The sequence below is a fragment of the Roseovarius sp. S88 genome (genome assembly GCF_037023735.1).
Lineage (GTDB): Bacteria > Pseudomonadota > Alphaproteobacteria > Rhodobacterales > Rhodobacteraceae > Roseovarius > Roseovarius phycicola.
Genome location: NZ_CP146069.1, coordinates 1,373,467 through 1,393,250 on the forward strand (window position 1 = coordinate 1,373,467; position 19,784 = coordinate 1,393,250).

Sequence of the window (19,784 nt, forward strand, 5' to 3'; positions counted from 1 at the left end):
CGGATGGTGTTCATCGCACGATTGGCGATTTGGAACTCGGTTCATTTTTTCGAGGAATGTGTGGTTGTAGCGGCAGGTGCCGGTGCTGCCTAGGCGAAGACCGTACGCCGGAGCCAAGGCACATTGTGGTGACACAGAAGTTGACTGCCGTGCGGCGGCTGAAGCTGGAGTAGAGTTCTTGGCCGTATCATGTGGTCAAGGATCTGACCGCATTTTCAGGAACGCCACCAAGGCTATGTGTTGTTTGCCCTCTTTGCTGGATGTCACCATGTTGGAAAGACGCAAGACTATTGACTAGTGTTCACCCTGTTTGAGCCCCCTGTTTCAAGCTCTACCAGGCGCCTTTTTGCACCTTCAAACACCAGTTTTTGATCAGAAGTTTTGTGTTTTACAGGCGTCCATCTCTATTCTCTTTCCCTCAACCCAAACTGCCTTCACGGCCCGGTCATCTCCCATCATGATCGTTGGGAATACCGCTTCCCAGATATCTTCTGCTCGGGCACTCCTTTGGGAAATCCCTGGCGTTGAGTCGAGGTCAATGGCCACCAGATCGGCCTCCATCCCCGGCGCGATAGTGCCGATCTTGTCGCTCATATGCAGCGCCCGCGAAGATCCCGCAGTGGCCAGCCACCAGAGTTGGGCAGGATGGACTGCGGCGCCGGAAAGCTGGGCAATCTCGTAGGCGGCGGCCATGGTGCGCAGCATGGAAAAGGATGACCCGCCGCCAGTGTCCGTGGCCAGCCCGACGGAAATGCCGTCCGCCACTCTCGCCGCGAGGTCAAAGAGACCAGAGCCGATGAATGTGTTGGAGGTCGGGCAGTGGATAACGGACGCTCCGACCTCGGCCAGACGCGCCCGCTCGCGCGGCTCCAGGTGAATGGCATGACCGTAGAGGCCACGCGCACCCAGAAGACCATGCGCCTCGTAGGTGTCCAGATAATCCCGGGCCTCTGGAAAAAGCGACACAACCTTTTGAATTTCTTCTGTTTGTTCCGATAGATGCGTTTGCATGAGACAATCCGGATGCTCGGCCCACAATGTCCCTATCGACTCTAGTTGTTCCGGGGTGGATGTGGGCGAAAAGCGGGGTGTGATGGCATAGCTCAGCCGATCTGTCCCATGCCAACGCTCAATCAGCGCTTTGCTGTCGTCGTAAGCCGATTGCGCGGTGTCACACAGCTCTGTAGGCGCGCCGCGATCCATGCAGGTTTTGCCCGCCACGGCTCGTAGTCCACGCATCTGCGCCTCGGCAAAGAACGCCTCCAAACTGGCCGAGTGGCTGGTGCAAAAGCTCGCCACAGTGGTTGTTCCATTGGCCAGTGTCAGGTCAAAATACCGTGCCGCAATCTGACGCGCATAGTCCGGATCGTGGAACTTCATCTCTTCGGGAAAAGTGTACTGCTCCAGCCAATCCAAAAGCCGCTTGCCCCAGGATGCGATGATTGCCGTCTGTGGATAATGCACATGCGCGTCGACAAATCCCGGCGAGATGAGATGTTTGTCAAATCGGTGGATTTCGGCCTCTGGCGCGGCCTGACGTAAGCTGTCCAGCGTCCCAACATCCGCCACAGACCCATCGCGCACAAGCGCCGCCTCTTCGATCCGAGCTGACTCTGCCGCAGGCACCTCAAACGGTGAGGCGATAAAGCACAGCACATGTCCGGTGATGATTTGTGCGCCCGCCATGACGTCCCTTTGCTGCACTTAGCCCCGGACACAGGATACGCACAGCCGCATGTGCCGTAAATGCACGACTTGGCGTTGTTTTTCGCGCCCTCATTCCGTAAAGCTTGCGGCAGAGGGAGAGGGCGCGCATGGCCGAAGAGCTGCAGGATATCGAAGAGACGGCCGAGCGCGACGACGATGCCTATGTGCTGGATCGTCAGGCCGTGGCGCGCATCATCTATGCGGTGGACATTGGCGATCAGGCCATGCTCTGGGCTGAGTTGGAGCCGCTGCACCCCGCTGACATCGCCGACCTTCTGGAGCAGATCAACGCCTTTGACCGCCGCCGCTTGATCGAGCTTTACGGGCACGAGTTTGACGGCGACGTCCTCACCGAGCTTGACGAGAGCATCCGTGAAGAAGTGATTTCGATCCTGCGTCCCGAGGTTCTGGCCGAGGCGGTGCGGGAACTGGAATCTGATGACGTTGTGGACCTCGTGGAAGACCTCGAAGAGGGGCAGGCCGCGGCCATTCTGGACGTGCTCGAAGACAGCGACCGGACGCTGGTTGAACAATCTCTCACCTATCCCGAGTATTCTGCAGGGCGCTTGATGCAGCGCGAAGTTGTCATGGCGCCAGAGCACTGGAATGTCGGAGAAGCCATTGATTTCATTCGGAACCAGGAAGAGCTGCCGGATCAGTTCTACCACGTCACACTGGTCGACCCGCGCCTGAAACCCGTCGGCAATGTGACCTTGGGCAAGCTCATGTCGTCACGTCGCGAAGTCATGCTCAGCTCTATCGTCGAAGACACCTTTCACACGATCCCCGTGGCGCAGGATGAGGGCGACGTGGCTTATGCGTTCAACCAGTACCACCTGATTTCCGCCCCCGTGGTTGATGAGGATGAGCGGCTGGTCGGCGTGATCACCATCGATGACGCCATGGCCGTGCTGGATGATGAGCACGAAGAAGACATCTTGCGTCTGGCCGGTGTGAGCGAAGAGGGCTCGCTAAGTGACCGGGTCATCGACACGACGAAACGGCGGTTTCCATGGTTGGCAGTAAATCTTGTCACGGCCATCTTTGCGTCTCTGGTCATTGCCCAGTTCGAAGCGGCCATTGCGCAGATCGTGGCGTTGGCCGTTCTGATGCCCATCGTGGCCTCGATGGGCGGCAATGCCGGCACCCAAAGTCTGACGGTTGCGGTGCGCGCCATCGCCACCAAGGACCTCACCGGGTCAAACGTCTGGCGCTTTATCCGGAGAGAGGTGCTGGTGGGGCTGGTCAATGGCGTGATCTTTGCAGTGGTGATGGGGATCGTTGGCGTTTTGTGGTTCGGCGGACCGGAGCTTGGATATGTCATTGGAGCCGCCATGGTGATCAACATGGTCATGGCCGGGCTTGCAGGTACAGTCATCCCGGTCATGCTCGAACGTATCGGCATTGACCCCGCACTTGCGTCAGGGGCTTTTGTGACCACGGTCACGGATGTCGTTGGTTTCTTTGCCTTTCTCGGGCTGGCCGCTATGGTGCTGTTATGAGTGATCTTACGGCGATCAAGGCCGAGGCCCGCAAGGCGGCCTTTGCCCGGCGTAAGACGGCACATGAGGCCGCACCGCCTGGTGCGGCGGGGCTGTTGTCGCAGGTTTTGGCCGGATATCGTGGCGTGCCACTGGCGGGTTACATGCCCATTCGCACAGAGATAGACCCGTTGCCCGCCATGGCCGAGGCGGCGGCACATGGCCCTGTAGGCGTGCCTGTGATCAAGGTCGAGGGCGAGCCGCTTGATTTCTCCAGGTGGGAGCCGGGATGTGCGTTGAAAGACGGGCCATTTGGCGCGCAAATCCCGGAAGTGGATGACTTCTTTGAGCCGGAAATCCTGATCGTGCCACTCGTGGCCTTTGACCGACAAGGCGGGCGGTTGGGCTATGGCGGCGGGTTTTACGACCGTACGCTGGAGCGGCTGCGCGCCAGACGTGGCACCTTGGCGATTGGATTTGCCTATGGCGCGCAGGAGGCAGAAAACCTGCCGCTGGAACCCACGGACCAGCCCCTCAACATGGTGGTCACAGAAGCAGAGGTGATCGAATTTGGCCAATCATGACTACACCGCACGCGTGAGATGGACCGGCAATCGCGGGCAGGGCACTGCCAGCTATCGGGCCTATGACCGCACCTGGAACATCGAGACCCCGAACAAGCCGGTGGTGCAGTGTTCCAACGACCCGCTTTTGGGTGGCGATCCAACGCTGCACAACCCCGAAGATTTGCTGATTGCCTCGCTCAGTGCCTGTCACATGCTGTGGTATCTGCACCTGGCCAGCGATGCGGGCATTGCCGTGCAGGGCTATGTTGATGACCCTGTGGCCGTGGGGGAAAGCCTGCCCTCTGGCGCGGGGCGGTTTCTCAGTGCCACATTGCGCCCGGTGATCACAGTGCCAGACGGCACGGACCTAGCCAAGGCGGATGCCATCCACCATGAAATCCACAAAACCTGCTTCATTGCGCGCTCGGTGAACTTTCCCGTGACCTATGAGGCGCGCTATGAGGTCGGGTGAAGCGGTTATGAACCTTGGCCTGTCTGGGATTGGTTTTCGAGTAGATTTGATTACTGGACGTCGGGCTCGGAGCTGCTGCGGCTGACTACAACCAACCCGATCCAGCACAAGTTGTACAGCGGACCGTCTTTCTGCCGTAGCACCCCTCGCACTGAATGAAGACAGCGCGCCCATTAAGGTCGCGACCTTTCAGGACTTCTCCCTTGCCCGAGCAGATACGACAATGCATCAAGCTCGATCCATGACAGATGTGGCACCGTCGGCGTACCTCGGGTTCCTCTGTCTTCGGTTTCAGGTGTGGACCTGTGTGATGATCCCAGTAATTTCCAGACATACTTCTCCAAGTGAACAAGGAAGTGGGCATCGCGAGGGCAAACCCAAGGCATCTTCACGGCGCAGTATGAAAATTGCGCACAGTGGCAAAGGCCGCTCAGAGCTCAAAGCGGACGTAGCTTGTGGCTTTAATGCCTACAGAAAACTGACGCATCGCCAAATGGCTTGTTCGAGAACCAGTTTTGACACACAATGAGGTTCAAACTCGCCAAAGAGCGGGCACGAGGCGGAACGAGCAGGTGAATGCCGACAATAGTTGTCACGCAGGACGGGCAGACCGTCCAAGTGTCTAACGGCGACAGAGTTGTTATCGACATCCCTGGTGGCGGAAGCGTGACCATTGTCGCGGCCAACAGCAATGTGCGCAATTTTCAGATTGAATACGGGGGCGATGACACTGTTGCGGATCAAGCCATTGTTGACCTAGACAGCTTTACTAGAGATGACCTGAACATCCAGCTCCGTGGCTATGACCCCCAAGACAATTTGTCGTTGGAAGGTGCCGAGAACGTTCAAATTGGTGAGCCCAGCCTGAACGAAATTAGCTTTGAGTATGGTGACGGACTTTCTGGTGGCGTTCGGATACTTGATCCCGGTGAACGCGACCTGACGGCCGACCCACCACCGATTACCATCTGTTTTGCCGACGGAACCATTATTGACACGGAGCTTGGCCCCCGACCAATCGAAAGTTTGCAGGTTGGCGACAATGTTCGCACCGTCGATAACGGCTTGCGCCCTGTCAAATGGATCGGAAAGCGAAAGCTGAGTCAAAATGACCTGATCCAGAATCCAAACCTCTACCCCATAAGACTCCGAGCGGGAGCGTTCCAGAACGGACTTCCCTGGTCTGATTTGATTGTGTCACCGCAGCACCGTATTCGCCTTCGCGATTGGCGTGCGGAAATGCTTTACGGTAAAAACGACGTTCTTGTTCCAGCGAAAGCGTTTGTCGGGCAGCCCGGTGTCGATGTGTTGGATACGTGGACAGGAACTTACTTTCATTTGCTTTTTGACCAGCACGAAATGATTTGGTCGAACGGATTGCCGACTGAAAGTTTGCACCCAGGCGAGATTGCATTGTCCGCTATTGCCCAAATGGATGAGGGCTTCGAACCAAGTAAAGATATGAGTGATTCAGTCGCATGTTTGACGTCGCGCCCAGTCCTAAAGGTCAGGGAAGCACGAATGCTTTTGAATTATGCCGCCTGAATGAAGAAGGCAGATAACCATATTTTATTGGTTTAACCGCTGACAAAAGTCAGAATACTGCCATTTTATCGACCTATTGCGCAGCAAAATCCCCAAGCGTCGCCTTGTAGTGGATTGCCCAAAGTGCCCGATTTTTTGAATGGACTGTTTTTTAGCGAGATTCTCGCTGACAACGCTGGCGGCGGTGCTGTCAACGTGAATGGGCAGGGCGGTGCCAACAAACAAGATGAGTATGTGGAGTTCCAGAACAATTCAAACACCACAATTGATTTGGATGGCTATCAAATTTGGTCAGATCAAAATGGACTGCTTCACACTTTTGGGTCGGGAGACCAAATCGCGCCTGGTGACACGGCGACTGTGGTCGGGACCTACAATAATCCGCCCGCTGGGTTCTACGGCGCCAATGGAAACAACAACTCTGCGAGTTCAAACGGCGGGTTTCTCGAAGACGGGGAAGGCAACAAGTTTGACACCATTTACCTTGTTGCGCCTGATGGAAACTACATTCAACTGTCCTATGGAAGCCCTGCGCAAGATCCGGGCGGATTGCCAGCGGGTTTTCCAAGCGGTGGAACGCTACAGGGTGCAGGAGAAACGCTTAACACTAGCGCACCGAATGCGACCTCTGTCTTGCGAGATGCCGATGGGAACTTGCAAGAAGGAACGCCGACACCCGGAACGCCGGGACCTGTTTGCTTTACCTCTGGTACCCGCATAGCTTCTGACATCGGTGACATTGCGGTGGAAAACCTGGAGCCGGGCGCGCGTGTCCTGAGCAAAGACCGTGGCTACGTCACTCTGCGCGCCGTTAGAAAAGCGCCCATCGCCCGAACGATTTTGCGTTGGAATCCAGATGTCAGGTGCATCTTGGTTCCGGCGAATGTGCTGGGAAATTCCGCACCAATACGACTTTCGCCGTCACATAGGGTTTTGGTGTGTGGCACCAGGGTGGAGTTGCTTTTTGGCACATTTGAGGTCTTGGTCTCGGCCAAACATCTGGTTGGCTTCTCAGGCATTGACGTGGATAAATCGGATAACCCCGTCACCTATTTTCATCTCTTGTTCGACACCCATGAAGTTATCAAATCAAACGGCTGCTGGACGGAAAGCTTGTTCTTGGGTGAAACCGCCCACAAAGCGATACTAGCCGCAACCGGCTGGCAAACTGAGACCGGTTTAAAACTCGGTCAGATGAAACATTGCGATACCGCTCGGCCGGTTCTTAAAAAGTACGAAGCTGAGGTGCTCGTCGACGCGTTAGGAGAGATCCAATGCAGCGCTTTAGTTGCCGCCTAGCGAAGTCTATCAAACCACGGCAACCAGGTCTTTAGAAGGTCAAATGTCCGCTTCGTCCGCACAGCCGACGTTCTCCAACTTTTGATCACAAAACGCACCCAGTGTTTTGGACCCCACGTTAACCCATCGGCCACGATTTTAGATCACATGTAGCGCACCGACGGAACACCGACACGATACCGACGTGATACCGACGTCCAAATCCCTGAAAACAGAGACGTTAATCTATTGGAGCCAACTCCTGAAGGTCGGCTCTGCTTTCAAACCCGCTCTTGCCCTTTTTCGCCCTCCGCTCTACCACCGCTGAATGAGAATTCTGTACCTTGGTGACATTGTGGGCCGCGCCGGGCGGCAGGCTGTGGCAGACCGGCTGCCGCAGTTGCGCAGCGATTGGAAACTCGATTTCGTGGTGGTCAATGGTGAGAACGCCACGGGCGGTATCGGCCTCAGCGGGGCACATGCCAAGGCGCTGCTGGATGCTGGTGTGGATTGCCTGACACTGGGCGATCATGCCTTTGACCAGAAGGATATGCTGCAGTTTATTGAGGGTGAACCACGCATCATCCGACCGCTCAATTTTGCCAAGGATGCGCCGGGGCGGGGGCATCGGATATTTTCAGACTTGCGAGGGCGAAAAATCCTTGTGGCCCAAGTGCTTGGACAAGTGTTCATGAAGCGCGCCTTTGCCGATCCGTTCAGTACCGTGGACACGGTGATGAAAGCGCATGTTCCGGGGGGCGCGGTGCAGGCCAGCCTCATAGACATTCATTGTGAAGCCACAAGTGAGAAGATGGGTATGGGGCATTATTGCGACGGACGCGCCAGCATTGTTGTGGGCAGCCACACCCATGTGCCCACGGGCGATGCGCAAATCCTGCCAGGCGGTACGGCATTTCAAAGTGATGCAGGCATGTGCGGCGATTACCTCAGTGTGATTGGCATGGAAAAGGCCGAACCCATGCGTCGCTTTGTGACGGGTATGGGCAAGGAACGGTTCAAGCCTGCTATGGGAGACGTGACGCTCTGCGGTCTCTACGTGGAAACCGACGATGCCACAGGCAAAGCCACGCGCGTCGAGATGGTCCGACATGGTGGGCGATTGCCTCAGTCGGGACCATGAAACACACCGTTTGGCTCTATGCGGTGCTCTTCGCCATGGGGGCAGGGTGGGGGCTGACCATTCCGCTCACTAAGATTGCCGTCAGCACAGGGCACCAACCTTTTGGTTTGATTTTCTGGCAGCTGGTGGTGGTTGTTCTGATGCTTGGCAGCGTGACTTTGGTGCGGGGGCGCAAGCTGCAAATGAAGCGTCAGTATCTTCGTCTTTTCGTCATGGTTGCTCTATGCGGTGCTGTCTTGCCGGATATCTTTTTCTATCTTGCTGCGGCGCAACTTCCGGGTGGTGTGATGTCGATTGTCACGGCAACGGTGGCCATGTTTTCACTGCCCATTGCAATCGCGCTGGGCAACGAGAAATTTGAACCCCAAAGACTGCTTGGATTGGGGTTTGGCCTCGCTGGAATCATCCTATTGGTCGGGCCGGAGGCCAGCCTTCCCGCCAGCGCGAGTGCGGGGTTTGTGCTTTTGGCGCTATGCGCACCAATGCTCTATGCGACCGAAGGCAACCTGGTGGCCAAATGGGGCACGCAGGGGCTGGACCCGATGCAGGTGATTTTTGGGGCGTCACTTATTGGCATGGCGCTGACCTTTCCCATGGCTTTGGTGTCGGGGCAATGGATCAATCCACTGATAACGTTTGGAAAGCCTGAGATCGCGCTCATCGCCGCAGCCGCGCTGCACGCGCTTGTCTATGCCTGCTATGTCTGGATGGTCGGGCGTGCGGGGTCCGTTTTTGCGGCGCAAACCAGCTATGTGGTCACAGCCATGGGTGTTCTGTGGTCCATGGCCATCCTGAGCGAGAGCTATTCGGTTTGGGTCTGGCTCGCACTGGGCGTGATGCTATTGGGCATGTTCCTGGTCCAGCCACGTGCCGCTCGAGTGCTTGTGCCGGGCCGTGTGATCGAAGAAGATCAAACCTAGTTCAAAGGAGCCGTTCGCACGTGATTGCAACGCTTGATCTCAGCCAGACCACTCAGGCCATCATTGCGCTGAGCGTTGTGGCTTTGATGTTTTTCCTTTTTATTCGAGAGGTTTACCCCACTGAAGTGGTGGCTCTAGGAGGTGCGGCTTTACTGCTGGCAACGGGTGTACTGCCTTATGAGGCTGCGTTGAAGGTTTTGGCTAACCCGGCCCCATGGACCATTGCGGGCATGTTCATCATCATGGGTGCCTTGGTACGTACCGGTGCGCTTGATGCGTTCACCACTGTCGCCGACCGGCAAGCAAAGGTGAACCCGAAACTGGCCATCGGAATGCTGATGCTCTTTGTGGTGTTTGGCTCGGCCATTATGAACAACACCCCTGTCGTCGTGGTCATGATCCCGATTTTCGTGCAGTTGGCGCGATCACTCGGTGTCACAGCCTCCAAGATGCTGATCCCGTTGAGTTATGCTGCCATTTTGGGGGGCACCCTGACGCTGATTGGGACATCGACCAACCTGCTGGTCGATGGCGTGGCGCGCGCGCAGGGGATGGAGCCCTTCACGATCTTTGAGGTCACGCCCCTGGCCGTGTGCCTGGTCGCTTGGGGCGCGGTGTATCTTTATTTCATTGCGCCGCGGCTGTTGCCTGACCGGGAAAGCATGGCGGATATGCTCTCGGATCGCTCGAAGATGAAGTTTTTCACTGAGGCGGTGATCCCGCCAGAGAGCAACCTGATCGGCCGCGAAGTGACTGGTGTTCAACTTTTCAAACGCGACGGTGTGCGCCTGATTGATGTGATCCGGGGGGACCTGTCACTGCGGCGCAATTTGAAGGGCGTTGAGTTGCAGGTCGGTGACCGCGTGGTGCTGCGGACGCAAATGACCGAACTTCTGAGCCTGCAACGCAACAAGGAACTTAAGCGTGTGGATCAGGTTTCTGCGGTGGAAACGACCACGGTTGAGGTGCTGATCACACCGGGATGTCGCATGGTTGGGCGCAGTCTTGGGTCTTTGCGCTTGAGACGCCGTTTTGGGGTCTACCCGCTTGCAGTGCACCGGAGAAACCAGAACATCGGGATGCAGCTGGACGAACTCATTGTGCGTGTGGGCGATACATTATTGCTAGAAGGGGCTCCGGAAGACATTAAGCGCTTAGCCAACGAGATGGATCTGGTGGATGTCAGCCAACCCTCGGCGCGGGCCTACAGGCGAGGCCATGCGCCGGTGGCCTTGGGTGCACTCGCGAGCATCGTGATCCTGGCGGCCCTAGGCGTGGCACCCATTCTGGCCCTGACAATCGTGGCCTTGGCCGTGGTACTGCTGGCGCGTTGCATTGATGCAGATGAAGCGTTTTCCTTTGTTGATGGGCGGCTTCTGGCGCTGATCTTTTCCATGCTGGCAGTGGGGGCGGCGCTGGAGGCGTCGGGTGCTGTCGCGCTGATTGTCGAGGCGATTGCGCCGGTTTTATCCATGCTGCCTGCGTTTTTGGTGATCTGGGCGATTTACCTCATCACCTCGGTGTTGACCGAACTGATCAGCAACAATGCCGTGGCCGTCGTGGTCACGCCAATTGCCATTGGCCTGGCCGAAGCGCTGGGCGTGGACGCGCGGCCTTTGGTGGTCGCGGTTATGGTCGCAGCCTCGGCCAGCTTTGCCACGCCCATCGGCTATCAGACCAACACGCTGGTTTATGGTCCCGGCGGGTATAAGTTCACAGACTTTATGAAGGTCGGTATTCCGCTTAACCTGAGCGTTGGAGTGTTGGCCAGCGCCCTTATTCCGTTTATCTGGCCGCTTTGAGGAGAGCAGTGGGAGATGGGTATTTTTGGAACAGTGAAGACTTGGGCTTTGTGCGGCATGTTTCTGGTCTTGGCGGCGTGTGGGGCGCGGGAAAGCGAACCTGAGGCGCCTCCAGAACCGCCGCTTTATCCAAATGAAACGCCGGAGATACGGGCTTTGATTAATGAATATGCCGACTTTTATGAGGTGCCGCGTTCGCTTGTTCACCGGGTTGTACAGCGCGAAAGCGACTACCGCCCCAGAGCGCGCAATGGTCCTTATTGGGGCATGATGCAAATCCTGCCTGCGACAGCGCGTGGTATGGGGTTTCGGGGGGAGCCGAGTGATCTGCTTGATGCCGAAACCAACCTGAAATGGGCGGTGAAATACCTGCGTGGGGCATGGCTTGTCTCGGACGGGAGTGAACCAACGGCAGTACAGTGGTATGCGCGCGGGTATTATTATGAGGCGCGGGATCGGTGTCTTTTGGTTGAAACAGGTCTGCGAGAGCGGGAAGTGGCCAAGCATTGCCGCTGAGCGGTCAGTGACTTATAGAAAGCGCAAAGCAGGAACATCAGTGGAGGTCCACCATGGCCGGCCATTCAAAATGGGCGAATATTCAACACCGCAAAGGGCGTCAGGACAAAATCCGCGCCAAGCTTTTCTCGAAACTGTCGAAAGAGATTACCATCGCGGCCAAGATGGGTGATCCGGATCCGGAAAAGAACCCACGTTTGCGTCTTGCGGTGAAACAGGCCAAATCCCAGTCGATGCCCAATGACAATATCGACCGTGCGATCAAGAAGTCTGTTGCAGGTGAGGGTGAGGATTACGAAGAAATCCGTTACGAGGGCTATGGCCCCAATGGTGTGGCGGTGATCGTTGAGGCGATGACCGATAACCGCAATCGCACGGCCAGCACTGTGCGGTCGACCTTTACCAAGAATGGCGGGAATTTGGGTGAGACCGGCTCCGTCGGCTTCATGTTCGAGCGCAAGGGCGCGGTGAGCTATCCGACAGAGGTGGGTGATGCGGACACGGTGATGATGGCCGCGATTGAAGCCGGCGCCGAGGACGTAGAAAGCAGTGAAGACGGGCATATCATCTGGTGTGCCGATACCGACCTCAATGATGTTTCTAACGCGTTGGAGGCAGATTTGGGCGAAAGTGAAGAGACCAAACTGGTCTGGCGGCCCACGACGACCACGGAACTTGATCTCGAAGCGATGCAAAAGCTGATGAAGCTGATTGATGCCCTGGAAGATGATGATGATGTGCAGACTGTCACTACCAATTTTGAGGCCTCGGATGAGGTGATGGCACAGCTCGCCGCCGAATAAGCCAAACTGCAATAAATTGAGACGGACGTCGGTTTTTTGAACCGGCGTTTTCTTTGGGTCGTCTTTGTCGCATGCTGAGGCGGTTTAGGGGCTTGTGCTCTTGAAGGTCAGGCGACACACTGAAAGCCTCAAGGTGCTGCGCGGTTGCGCGGAGAATTGGGAAGCCGGTGCAAATCCGGCACTGCCCCCGCAACGGTAAGGATGGGGGATGAGGCATCAGGCCACTGGGGAATACCACCTCGGGAAGGCGTCGCATCCGCAACCCGCCAAGTCCGGAAACCAGCCTTGTAAAGACGTCAAACTGCGGAGGGCAGTGCGGGCGGATGAGACAGGGGCTCATATCGCTGCGCGCACTATTCTCCGCCCCAATTTCGGCCCGGGGTGTGGCCGGAGGAGTATCAAATATGACAGTGAACCGGATTGTAGACGGGTTAGAGCGTTGCGACGCCACAGGCTCAGAAGCCGCAGCTATGGCGCGCCTTGGGTTTTTGGAATGGGTTTTTGCGCATCCCGGTGATGTAACGCCCAAAGTTGTCGGCGCTGCTTTGCGAGATCCATCTGTGCAAAACCCAACAAGCGCCGCCGCGCGTGCCTTTGTTGAGGTGCTGCGTGAAGCGCGGGATGTGCCTATGGCACCGGCGGCGCGTCGAGGTCGGCAGGCACGCGTCCTGCATTGATCCTGTGCAGGAATGGGTTTTGATATCCCAATAAAAAACGGCGGCGTCTGGGAGGAGGAGCGACGCCGCCGTTTCTTCACGTCCGACTCCAGGGAGGAGGAGAGGAGCCGTTGTGTCTTTTCCGGCCCGAAGGCCGTTTCGTCTCAAACGTCATCCTGTTGAGCCAGGATTTGACGTTAATCCAGACGCCAGGGAGGAGGAGTAGGCGTCCGAATTCCCAAGAGTGCAGCCTGTGTTTGACTGCCCGCTTGACTATCAAGATAGTGTAATGCTGCGACTGCACAATAGTTTTTTGCTGCAATGCAGCTATGCGGAAAATGCATGAAAACAATGATTTAATTTTAGGCAATGTGGTGAAATTGATGCCATTGAGGAAACCAATCTTGCCGCGTGAGAATAAACTATCACTATATGCCAAGAAATGAGGCGGAGTTTGAACATGTCAGATGTGCTGAAACAGGTGCGTGCCCAGCTGGAACAGTTGGAGTTGCCCGATGGGGGCACGTTGATCAGCCGCGACATGGTGCGTGCGATGCGAATCGATGCAGGCCATTTGCGTTTTGTGATTGAGGCGCCATCGGCACAGGTCGCACAGCATATGGAGCCTTTGCGTGCCGCTGCGGAACGTGCGGCGCTGGCCGTAGAAGGTGTGGACGCAGCAACGGTGGCGCTCACGGCGCATGAAGGGGCCGCCGCAGCCCCAGCACCACAGCTCAAGATTGGCGGGCATCCCAAGGGTGGAGAACGGTCAATCCGTCCGGCGAGCGTGCGGTCCATTCTCGCCATCGCAAGCGGAAAGGGCGGCGTGGGCAAATCAACCGTATCCTCTAACCTGGCTGTGGCCCTGGCAAAGGCGGGTCAAAAGGTGGGTCTGCTTGACGCTGATATCCATGGCCCAAGCCAGCCTCGAATGATGGGAGTGAATTCACGCGCGGCCAGCCCTGATGGCAAGGTGATCACGCCGTTGCAGGCGCATGGCGTGAAAATGATGTCTATCGGGTCGATGATGGAGGCGGACAAGGCGGTGATTTGGCGTGGTCCGATGCTGATGGGGGCCTTGCAACAGATGATGAGTCAGGTGGAATGGGGCGATTTGGATGTTCTAATCGTCGATTTGCCGCCTGGAACCGGCGATGTGCAGCTTACTTTATGTCAACGTGCTGCACCCACCGGAGCGATTGTGGTGTCCACGCCTCAGGATGTTGCGCTCTTAGACGCACGCAAGGCCATAGATATGTTCCAGACGCTGAAGACGCCAATCCTTGGGCTAATAGAAAACATGTCGTTGTTTCATTGTCCCCATTGCGGCGAAGAAACTGAAATCTTTGGTCATGGCGGTGTTGCTGATGAAGCCGAGCGACTTGGCGTGCCGCTGCTCGCGGCTTTGCCAATAGATCTTGAGACACGGCTGAGCGGCGACGCGGGCCAGCCTGTGGCTCTGGGCGAGGGGGCGGTGGCTGAAGCCTATGCGCGGCTGGCGGATCGTCTCGTCGAAGGTGGCGTTGCGTAGCGCACAAACAAAGATATGGCACCGTGACGGTGCTGTGAGACCTCGTTAATCCCAAGCTTTTACTTCCCCTTGCCACACCGGAGTGGGTCACTCCCCCGGTCTCTGCGAACGGCAATTCTTATGACGCCCGGCCGATAAATCTGCTTTGGGCGCGAAAAGGGGAACTCATGAACAAAGCAATTACCGACGGTATCGTCTTTCATCCTCCCGGCTTTGCGAACGGGCTGGATGTGTGGTCAAGCGAAGATGGCACACCGGGCTCATCGACCTATGACAACGCGGCGAACGCGGCATTTGTGCCCGCCGACCAGGATTTCGGTGGAGCGCTGGAGTTGCAAAAGACGGACGCGGTTCAAAAGCTTCGGTATATGGGCGAAACCCCTTTGCTGCCCGGCGTTTATCTCCAAGTCAAAGTCCGGATCAAGGCGATCTCTGGCAACTTACCTTCCGTCCGCATTGCCGGTTGGGCAGGGGGCGCGGGCGGTGCGCATGTTGCAGGGCTGACGGAAACTGGCCCGTCCGTGGCGCTCACCAACTATGGCGCGGTCGTGGAACTCTCGGCGATTGTCGGCAGCGGTGCGCGCGGCGGGGTCGATATGCCCTGGGGCACCGAACCGCTTTATGGGCATTTCGGACTTGATCTCACGGGTGGCAATGGGGGCGTTGTCCGCATTGACGACATTGAAATCATGGATATTTCCAACGTCTTCCTGCGCGATATCCAATCCCGGATCGACGTGCGTGATTTTGGGGCAGTGGGTGACGGGAGCACAGATGACCAACCTGCGTTTGAAGCGGCAGATGCGGTGGCGGCAGGACGTGAGGTTCTGATCCCGGCGGGTACCTATTTCTTGGGGGACAGCGTCACGTTCCAGAGCCCTGTGCGTTTTGAAGGGCAGATCAGCATGGCAGATGACAAGATCCTGTCTCTGACCAAGAACTTCGATTTTCCAAGCTACGTGGATGCCTTTGGCGGAGACACCGAGCTTGCGTTCAAGAAAGCCTATCAAGCGCTTTTGAACAATCCGGGCCATGTTGAGCTTGACCTCAAGGGGCGCAAGGTGGCGCTACGCGCGCCGGTGGATATGCAGGCAGCGGTCTCGAACAAAACCTTCTACGCATCACGCCACGTGATCAAGAATGGTCAGTTTTCTGTCTTCCCTGGTGCCAACTGGGATACGGAGGTCGTCACCTCACAGGCTACGTATTCGGCGGGGAGTTCCAAGACACTCTCAGGTGTTGCGAACGTGGCCAACATTCTCGTGGGATCCCTGGTCGAAGGCATTGGTGTAGGACGCGAGGTTTATGTCCGTGACAAGAATGTCGGGGCGCAGACACTGACACTGAGCGAGCCGCTTTATGATGCCGAAGGCACACAGACTTTCACTTTCCGGCGCTTCAAATACATGTGGGATTTCAGCGGCTTTGATCAGATATCTAAGATGTCTGTCTCGAATATTGAATTCCAGTGCGGGGACGATTGCAGTGGTATCCTTCTGCCGCCAGCCGGGACGGCGAACCACTTCCGCGACTGCTTTTTCACCAACCCGCTCAATCGCGGCATCACCAGCCATGGGGAGGGCGATCAAGGTCTGTTGGTAGATCGGTGCAATTTCTCCACCAACGAAAGCTCAAAGCTTGTCACCGAGCGGCAGGCGATTGCGCTCAATTGCAACGCCAATGACGTGAAAATCCGCCATTGCCGCGCGTCGCATTTTCTGCATTTCGCAGTTCTGGCAGGCTCATCTAGCATCATCATCGGCAATCATATTTTCCAGGGTGACAGTGCTGATCCCGGTCCACGCAGCGCGGGTATCGTCCTTGCACGCACCAATAATCGTGGAACGATCACGGGCAACTACATCGACAGCTGTTCCATCGAATGGGGGAATGAGTATGACGCCACACCAGATTTCAGCTCAGAATTCTCTTTCAGCGCCCTGTCGATCACCAGCAATGTGTTTCTCAGCCAGAGCAGTGCGCCGTCTTTCAACTTTCTGATCGTCAAACCCTACGGGCCGGGGCATTTCATCAACGGTCTTACGGTGACGGGCAACACCGTGCGGCTTGTGGACGGTGTGATTGACCGGTTCGAGGGGATCGACACAAGCTTTGCGCCACTGAACTTTGACAAATTCCGCAACATTCATTTTGAAGACAATGGCTTCTTCAATGTGAACAACCATGTGGAAAACCCGCTTGTTCTGCGCCACACAGAGGCCAGCGTACAGGCCACCTGGGTGGTAGAACCACATCCCAATCTGCCCTTTGAAGCCTGGGCGCAAACGGTCGAATCTGTGACCCCGGAAGGGGCGGTGCGCGATACGGTGAACGCGGTCTACTACGGGCAGCCTTACTGCGAAACGGCACAAGGGGCCGGGAACGATCAGATCAACCTGCGATGGGAAAAGGCGGTAATGGGTACGGTCCTGATGCGGGTACGGATTGATGATCCAATCTGACACATGGCCTAAAACCGGAGCCAGAGCCCGAGCTTGATCCTGAAATCATCGCTGTTCAGAAGCCCGGCTGTGGCCCCAAGTTCTAGGTGGTGGCCGGGCTTTGTTTCGTAAACAAAAGAGGGTGCGATACGGGCGTAGGATTCTGAATCGCTGGGCACTCCGCTCTGCAACTGCAGGATCAGGATGCTGCGGCGGCCTGGTTTCAAACCAAAGGTGAAATCGGTCTCCAGCAGCCCGTTAGCCTGTTCGTAAATCAAGCCTCGCATGTCGACCGCGATCCAACCGGAGCGTTCTCCAAAGCTCAACCCTCGCCCCCAAGACAGGGCGGGCCGGAGTGCAAGGTTGCCATCGGCAAATCCTGCACCTATTTCGATCGCGGTGACCGCGGTTTTCGCGTTTGTTTTCAGAGGCCAACGCAGGAATGCAATCGCTTTGGTCAGGTCGGTTTGCCTCCCTCCACCATCAAAGCCGACGGTCAGGTTGTGGTTTAAGCCATGTTCGATAAATAGCGAAGCAGGGCTGTCTTCGGGTACGGAAGGATTGTGCTCAATCGAAAAGCTTAGAAAAGTTTCTCCTGTCGCACGCGGCCAAGCTCCCGCCCAAAGAACACCGGGCGTTATCAGCAAAAGAATTAACAGCAGCGCACGCGCATGGATCATAGACACCTCGCGCGGCCATACTGATGAAATGTAGTAAACCAGCCGTTAACGGGACCGTGGTGGCCTTGGCCTAAAGCTTTCGCGACAAACCTGAGTTACAGAGTTTCGCGAAACGCTTTAGCTTGTGTCACTGTCCTTGACCGCGACAAGACCCAATAGACGCGCGGCGGCAAGCGAAAGAATGCCGGACTCAAGACCCTGCGGTTTTTGATACGCGCGCACCGCCGCGCGCGTTCGGGCGTCCATTACGGATGTGATTGGCCCGCGGTAAACCCCACGTGCTTTGAGCGCGCGCTGGACAGATGCCGTGAATTCGGGTGTCAGATCAGAAGCACAGGGGGTCTCAAACCAGGTCTCTTTGCGGTCTTGTACAATCTGTTGACGCGTCTCTGTCTTGTAAATTGCGGGGCGCGCAACCGTGCCATCATCCAGAATTTCTGACGGTTGCAGCAGAATTTGCTGTGTTACAGTCTCGATCACCGCCGGTTTTATGGATTTGCCCCAGCAACTGCCGGGTCGCGCTCCGGGGGGCGCGGTTTCGAGCCGCTGCACCAGCTCAGGTTCCCCAACGCCAGCCACAGTCCCACCACATCCCGCAAGCGCAAGACCTGCCATGACAGCAAGAAGAAAGGATTTAGACATCTGCTCGAGCCTTTTTAGGCGTTTGTTGTAGGCATCTTACCCGGTTTTAACGCGCGGGGAAAGATCACTCTCGGTGTCCAAGAGCTTGTCAAGCAGAGGCGAGATATCTTCGATCTCTTCGGCCAGCACATGTACCACACCGGATTGCCTCTGTACCCGCCCGGTGACACGCAACAAACGTCCTGCAATCACCGCCCGGCGAAAGCGCTCATAAAGCGCGCGCCAGACCACCACATTCACCACACCGGTTTCATCTTCAAGCGTCAGAAAGATCACGCCTTTGGCGGTGCCCGGTCGCTGGCGCAGGATCACAAGCCCCGCCACACAGACCCGTGCGCCATTGGCCGGCTCGGCCAAACGCGCCGCCACAAGCGCTGCAGGCGGGCGCGGCCAGGTATTGGGCGGTGGGGCAGGGGTTAGATGCATAAGAACAAATATAGAACGCATACGTTTTGTCGCAACTCTTTTTACATCCTGTCGCAATTGGGACTGGCAGGCGCGCTGCAGCGACGCTACTTAGCCCTGAATAACAGATGTGAAGGAAGCCCGGCATGGCAAAGATCACCTATATCGAACACAATGGCACCAAGCATGAAGTTGAGGTGGCCAACGGCCTGACCGTGATGGAAGGCGCGCGCGACAACAACATTCCCGGCATCGAGGCCGATTGCGGCGGCGCCTGTGCCTGTTCGACCTGCCATGTCTATGTCGATCCGGCTTGGATCGGGAAACTGCCCGCAAAGGAAGACATGGAAGAAGACATGCTCGATTTCGCCTATGAGCCGGATGTCGAACGCTCGCGACTGACCTGCCAGCTGAAGGTCACAGATGCGCTGGACGGGCTTGTCGTGCAGATGCCTGAAAAACAGATTTGATGCGCCTTGCGGTCGCATGGGTTGCGGCTGCGCTTTGCGCATACTCTGGCCCAGCGTGGGCCGCGCAACCATGGGAATATGAACCGCTGGAATGGGCGAAGTTTACTGAGCCTACAGCGCGGTATCCGCATGGTGTCCTTGGCGATTACATTGAATATGGCGCGCTGGTTCTGAAATATCTTCCGGGCCATACCAAATACACCATTCGCCTACCCCAAGACCGTGTTTTTGAAGATATCAAACCGCGCTTGGTGGATATTGATCAAGACAGCAAGCGCGAGGTCATGGTGGTCGAAAGCCATAAGACTAAAGGTGCAAGGCTTGCCCTCTACAACGGCGGTGGTCTGATCGCCGCCACCCCCTATATCGGCACGCGCTTTCGTTGGCTGGCGCCACTTGGCGCCGCTGATCTGGATGGCGATGGCCATATAGAAGTGGCTTATATCGACCGACCACATCTGGCCAAAACCCTGCGAGTCTGGCGTTTCCAAGACGGCGCCCTTATTGAGATTGCCACGCTGCCGGGCCTGACCAACCATAAAATCGGTTGGGATTTCATCCCCGGCGGTGTCCGCACCTGTGATGAGCAGCCTGAAATGATCCTTGCCAGTGCAAACTGGTCCCGCATCATGGCCGTATCACTGATCGACGGGACTCTGCACGCCAAGGATATCGGCCCCTACACCGATCCCGAAAGCCTCAACACAGCCCTCCGCTGTCCCTGATCT

The 19,784-nt window shown here is 56.7% G+C and carries 19 protein-coding genes and 1 riboswitch; of the genes, 15 read left to right on the top strand and 4 right to left on the bottom strand.

Going from position 1 to position 19,784, the window contains the following annotated elements; genetic code table 11:
* Nucleotides 1–372: 372 nt before the first annotated feature.
* Nucleotides 373–1,686, bottom strand: a complete 1,314-nt coding sequence (guaD, locus tag RZ517_RS06995) for a guanine deaminase (protein ID WP_338550743.1) — start codon at nt 1,684–1,686, stop codon at nt 373–375.
* Nucleotides 1,687–1,814: 128 nt separating this feature from the next.
* Between guaD and mgtE the strand changes: the two genes are divergently transcribed.
* From mgtE to RZ517_RS07060, 13 genes are all read left to right on the top strand, one after another.
* Nucleotides 1,815–3,209 carry a magnesium transporter gene (gene mgtE, locus RZ517_RS07000; protein WP_338550744.1) on the top strand — a complete coding sequence of 465 codons (1,395 nt, stop codon included), beginning with the start codon at nt 1,815–1,817 and terminating at the stop codon, nt 3,207–3,209.
* Nucleotides 3,206–3,772: a 5-formyltetrahydrofolate cyclo-ligase gene (locus tag RZ517_RS07005; RefSeq protein WP_338550745.1), complete on the top strand. Its 567-nt coding sequence runs from the start codon at nt 3,206–3,208 to the stop codon at nt 3,770–3,772. Before mgtE ends, RZ517_RS07005 begins: the two co-directional genes overlap by 4 nt.
* Nucleotides 3,759–4,226, top strand: a complete 468-nt coding sequence (locus RZ517_RS07010; protein ID WP_338550746.1) for an OsmC family protein — start codon at nt 3,759–3,761, stop codon at nt 4,224–4,226. Before RZ517_RS07005 ends, RZ517_RS07010 begins: the two co-directional genes overlap by 14 nt.
* A gap of 576 nt (nt 4,227–4,802) precedes the next feature.
* Nucleotides 4,803–5,771, top strand: coding sequence for a Hint domain-containing protein (locus RZ517_RS07015; protein WP_338550747.1), 969 nt, complete (start codon nt 4,803–4,805; stop codon nt 5,769–5,771).
* Nucleotides 5,772–5,894: 123 nt separating this feature from the next.
* A complete protein-coding gene (locus RZ517_RS07020; protein ID WP_338550748.1) occupies nt 5,895–7,070 on the top strand; it encodes a Hint domain-containing protein in 1,176 nt (391 codons plus the stop codon).
* 307 nt (nt 7,071–7,377) lie between these two features.
* Entirely contained in the window at nt 7,378–8,190 is an 813-nt protein-coding gene (locus RZ517_RS07025) for a TIGR00282 family metallophosphoesterase (protein WP_338550749.1), read from the top strand.
* Nucleotides 8,187–9,110 carry a DMT family transporter gene (locus tag RZ517_RS07030; protein ID WP_317055193.1) on the top strand — a complete coding sequence of 308 codons (924 nt, stop codon included), beginning with the start codon at nt 8,187–8,189 and terminating at the stop codon, nt 9,108–9,110. The genes RZ517_RS07025 and RZ517_RS07030 overlap by 4 nt, the downstream gene beginning before the upstream one ends.
* 86 nt (nt 9,111–9,196) lie before the next feature.
* On the top strand, nt 9,197–10,912 hold the full coding sequence (locus RZ517_RS07035; RefSeq protein ID WP_422395573.1) for an SLC13 family permease: 1,716 nt from the start codon (nt 9,197–9,199) through the stop codon (nt 10,910–10,912).
* Between the two features lie 15 nt (nt 10,913–10,927).
* The gene (locus RZ517_RS07040; protein WP_338550750.1) at nt 10,928–11,428 is read left to right on the top strand and encodes a lytic transglycosylase domain-containing protein; all 501 of its coding nucleotides are present in this window, start codon (nt 10,928–10,930) and stop codon (nt 11,426–11,428) included.
* A gap of 53 nt (nt 11,429–11,481) precedes the next feature.
* Nucleotides 11,482–12,231: a YebC/PmpR family DNA-binding transcriptional regulator gene (locus RZ517_RS07045; protein ID WP_338550751.1), complete on the top strand. Its 750-nt coding sequence runs from the start codon at nt 11,482–11,484 to the stop codon at nt 12,229–12,231.
* Nucleotides 12,232–12,345: 114 nt separating this feature from the next.
* Nucleotides 12,346–12,533: riboswitch (cobalamin riboswitch) on the top strand.
* Between the two features lie 102 nt (nt 12,534–12,635).
* Nucleotides 12,636–12,908 (top strand): hypothetical protein, encoded by a 273-nt coding sequence (locus RZ517_RS07050; protein ID WP_338550752.1) that lies wholly within the window; start codon nt 12,636–12,638, stop codon nt 12,906–12,908.
* A gap of 439 nt (nt 12,909–13,347) precedes the next feature.
* Nucleotides 13,348–14,418, top strand: coding sequence for an Mrp/NBP35 family ATP-binding protein (locus tag RZ517_RS07055; RefSeq protein WP_338550753.1), 1,071 nt, complete (start codon nt 13,348–13,350; stop codon nt 14,416–14,418).
* 167 nt (nt 14,419–14,585) lie between these two features.
* Nucleotides 14,586–16,880 (top strand): glycosyl hydrolase family 28-related protein, encoded by a 2,295-nt coding sequence (locus RZ517_RS07060; protein WP_338550754.1) that lies wholly within the window; start codon nt 14,586–14,588, stop codon nt 16,878–16,880.
* A gap of 8 nt (nt 16,881–16,888) precedes the next feature.
* Here RZ517_RS07060 and RZ517_RS07065 read toward each other — a convergent pair whose 3' ends face one another.
* The 3 genes from RZ517_RS07065 to RZ517_RS07075 form a co-directional block, all read right to left on the bottom strand.
* Nucleotides 16,889–17,539, bottom strand: coding sequence for a hypothetical protein (locus RZ517_RS07065; protein ID WP_338550755.1), 651 nt, complete (start codon nt 17,537–17,539; stop codon nt 16,889–16,891).
* Between the two features lie 117 nt (nt 17,540–17,656).
* On the bottom strand, nt 17,657–18,181 hold the full coding sequence (locus RZ517_RS07070) for a peptidoglycan-binding domain-containing protein (protein ID WP_338550756.1): 525 nt from the start codon (nt 18,179–18,181) through the stop codon (nt 17,657–17,659).
* Between the two features lie 36 nt (nt 18,182–18,217).
* The gene (locus tag RZ517_RS07075) at nt 18,218–18,628 is read right to left on the bottom strand and encodes an OB-fold nucleic acid binding domain-containing protein (protein WP_338550757.1); all 411 of its coding nucleotides are present in this window, start codon (nt 18,626–18,628) and stop codon (nt 18,218–18,220) included.
* Between the two features lie 104 nt (nt 18,629–18,732).
* Here RZ517_RS07075 and RZ517_RS07080 point away from each other — a divergent pair, with 104 nt between their 5' ends.
* Both RZ517_RS07080 and RZ517_RS07085 read left to right on the top strand, forming a co-directional pair.
* Nucleotides 18,733–19,056, top strand: a complete 324-nt coding sequence (locus RZ517_RS07080; protein ID WP_317055184.1) for a 2Fe-2S iron-sulfur cluster-binding protein — start codon at nt 18,733–18,735, stop codon at nt 19,054–19,056.
* Nucleotides 19,056–19,781 (top strand): FG-GAP repeat domain-containing protein, encoded by a 726-nt coding sequence (locus RZ517_RS07085; RefSeq protein WP_338550758.1) that lies wholly within the window; start codon nt 19,056–19,058, stop codon nt 19,779–19,781. The genes RZ517_RS07080 and RZ517_RS07085 overlap by 1 nt, the downstream gene beginning before the upstream one ends.
* Nucleotides 19,782–19,784 lie beyond the last annotated feature (3 nt).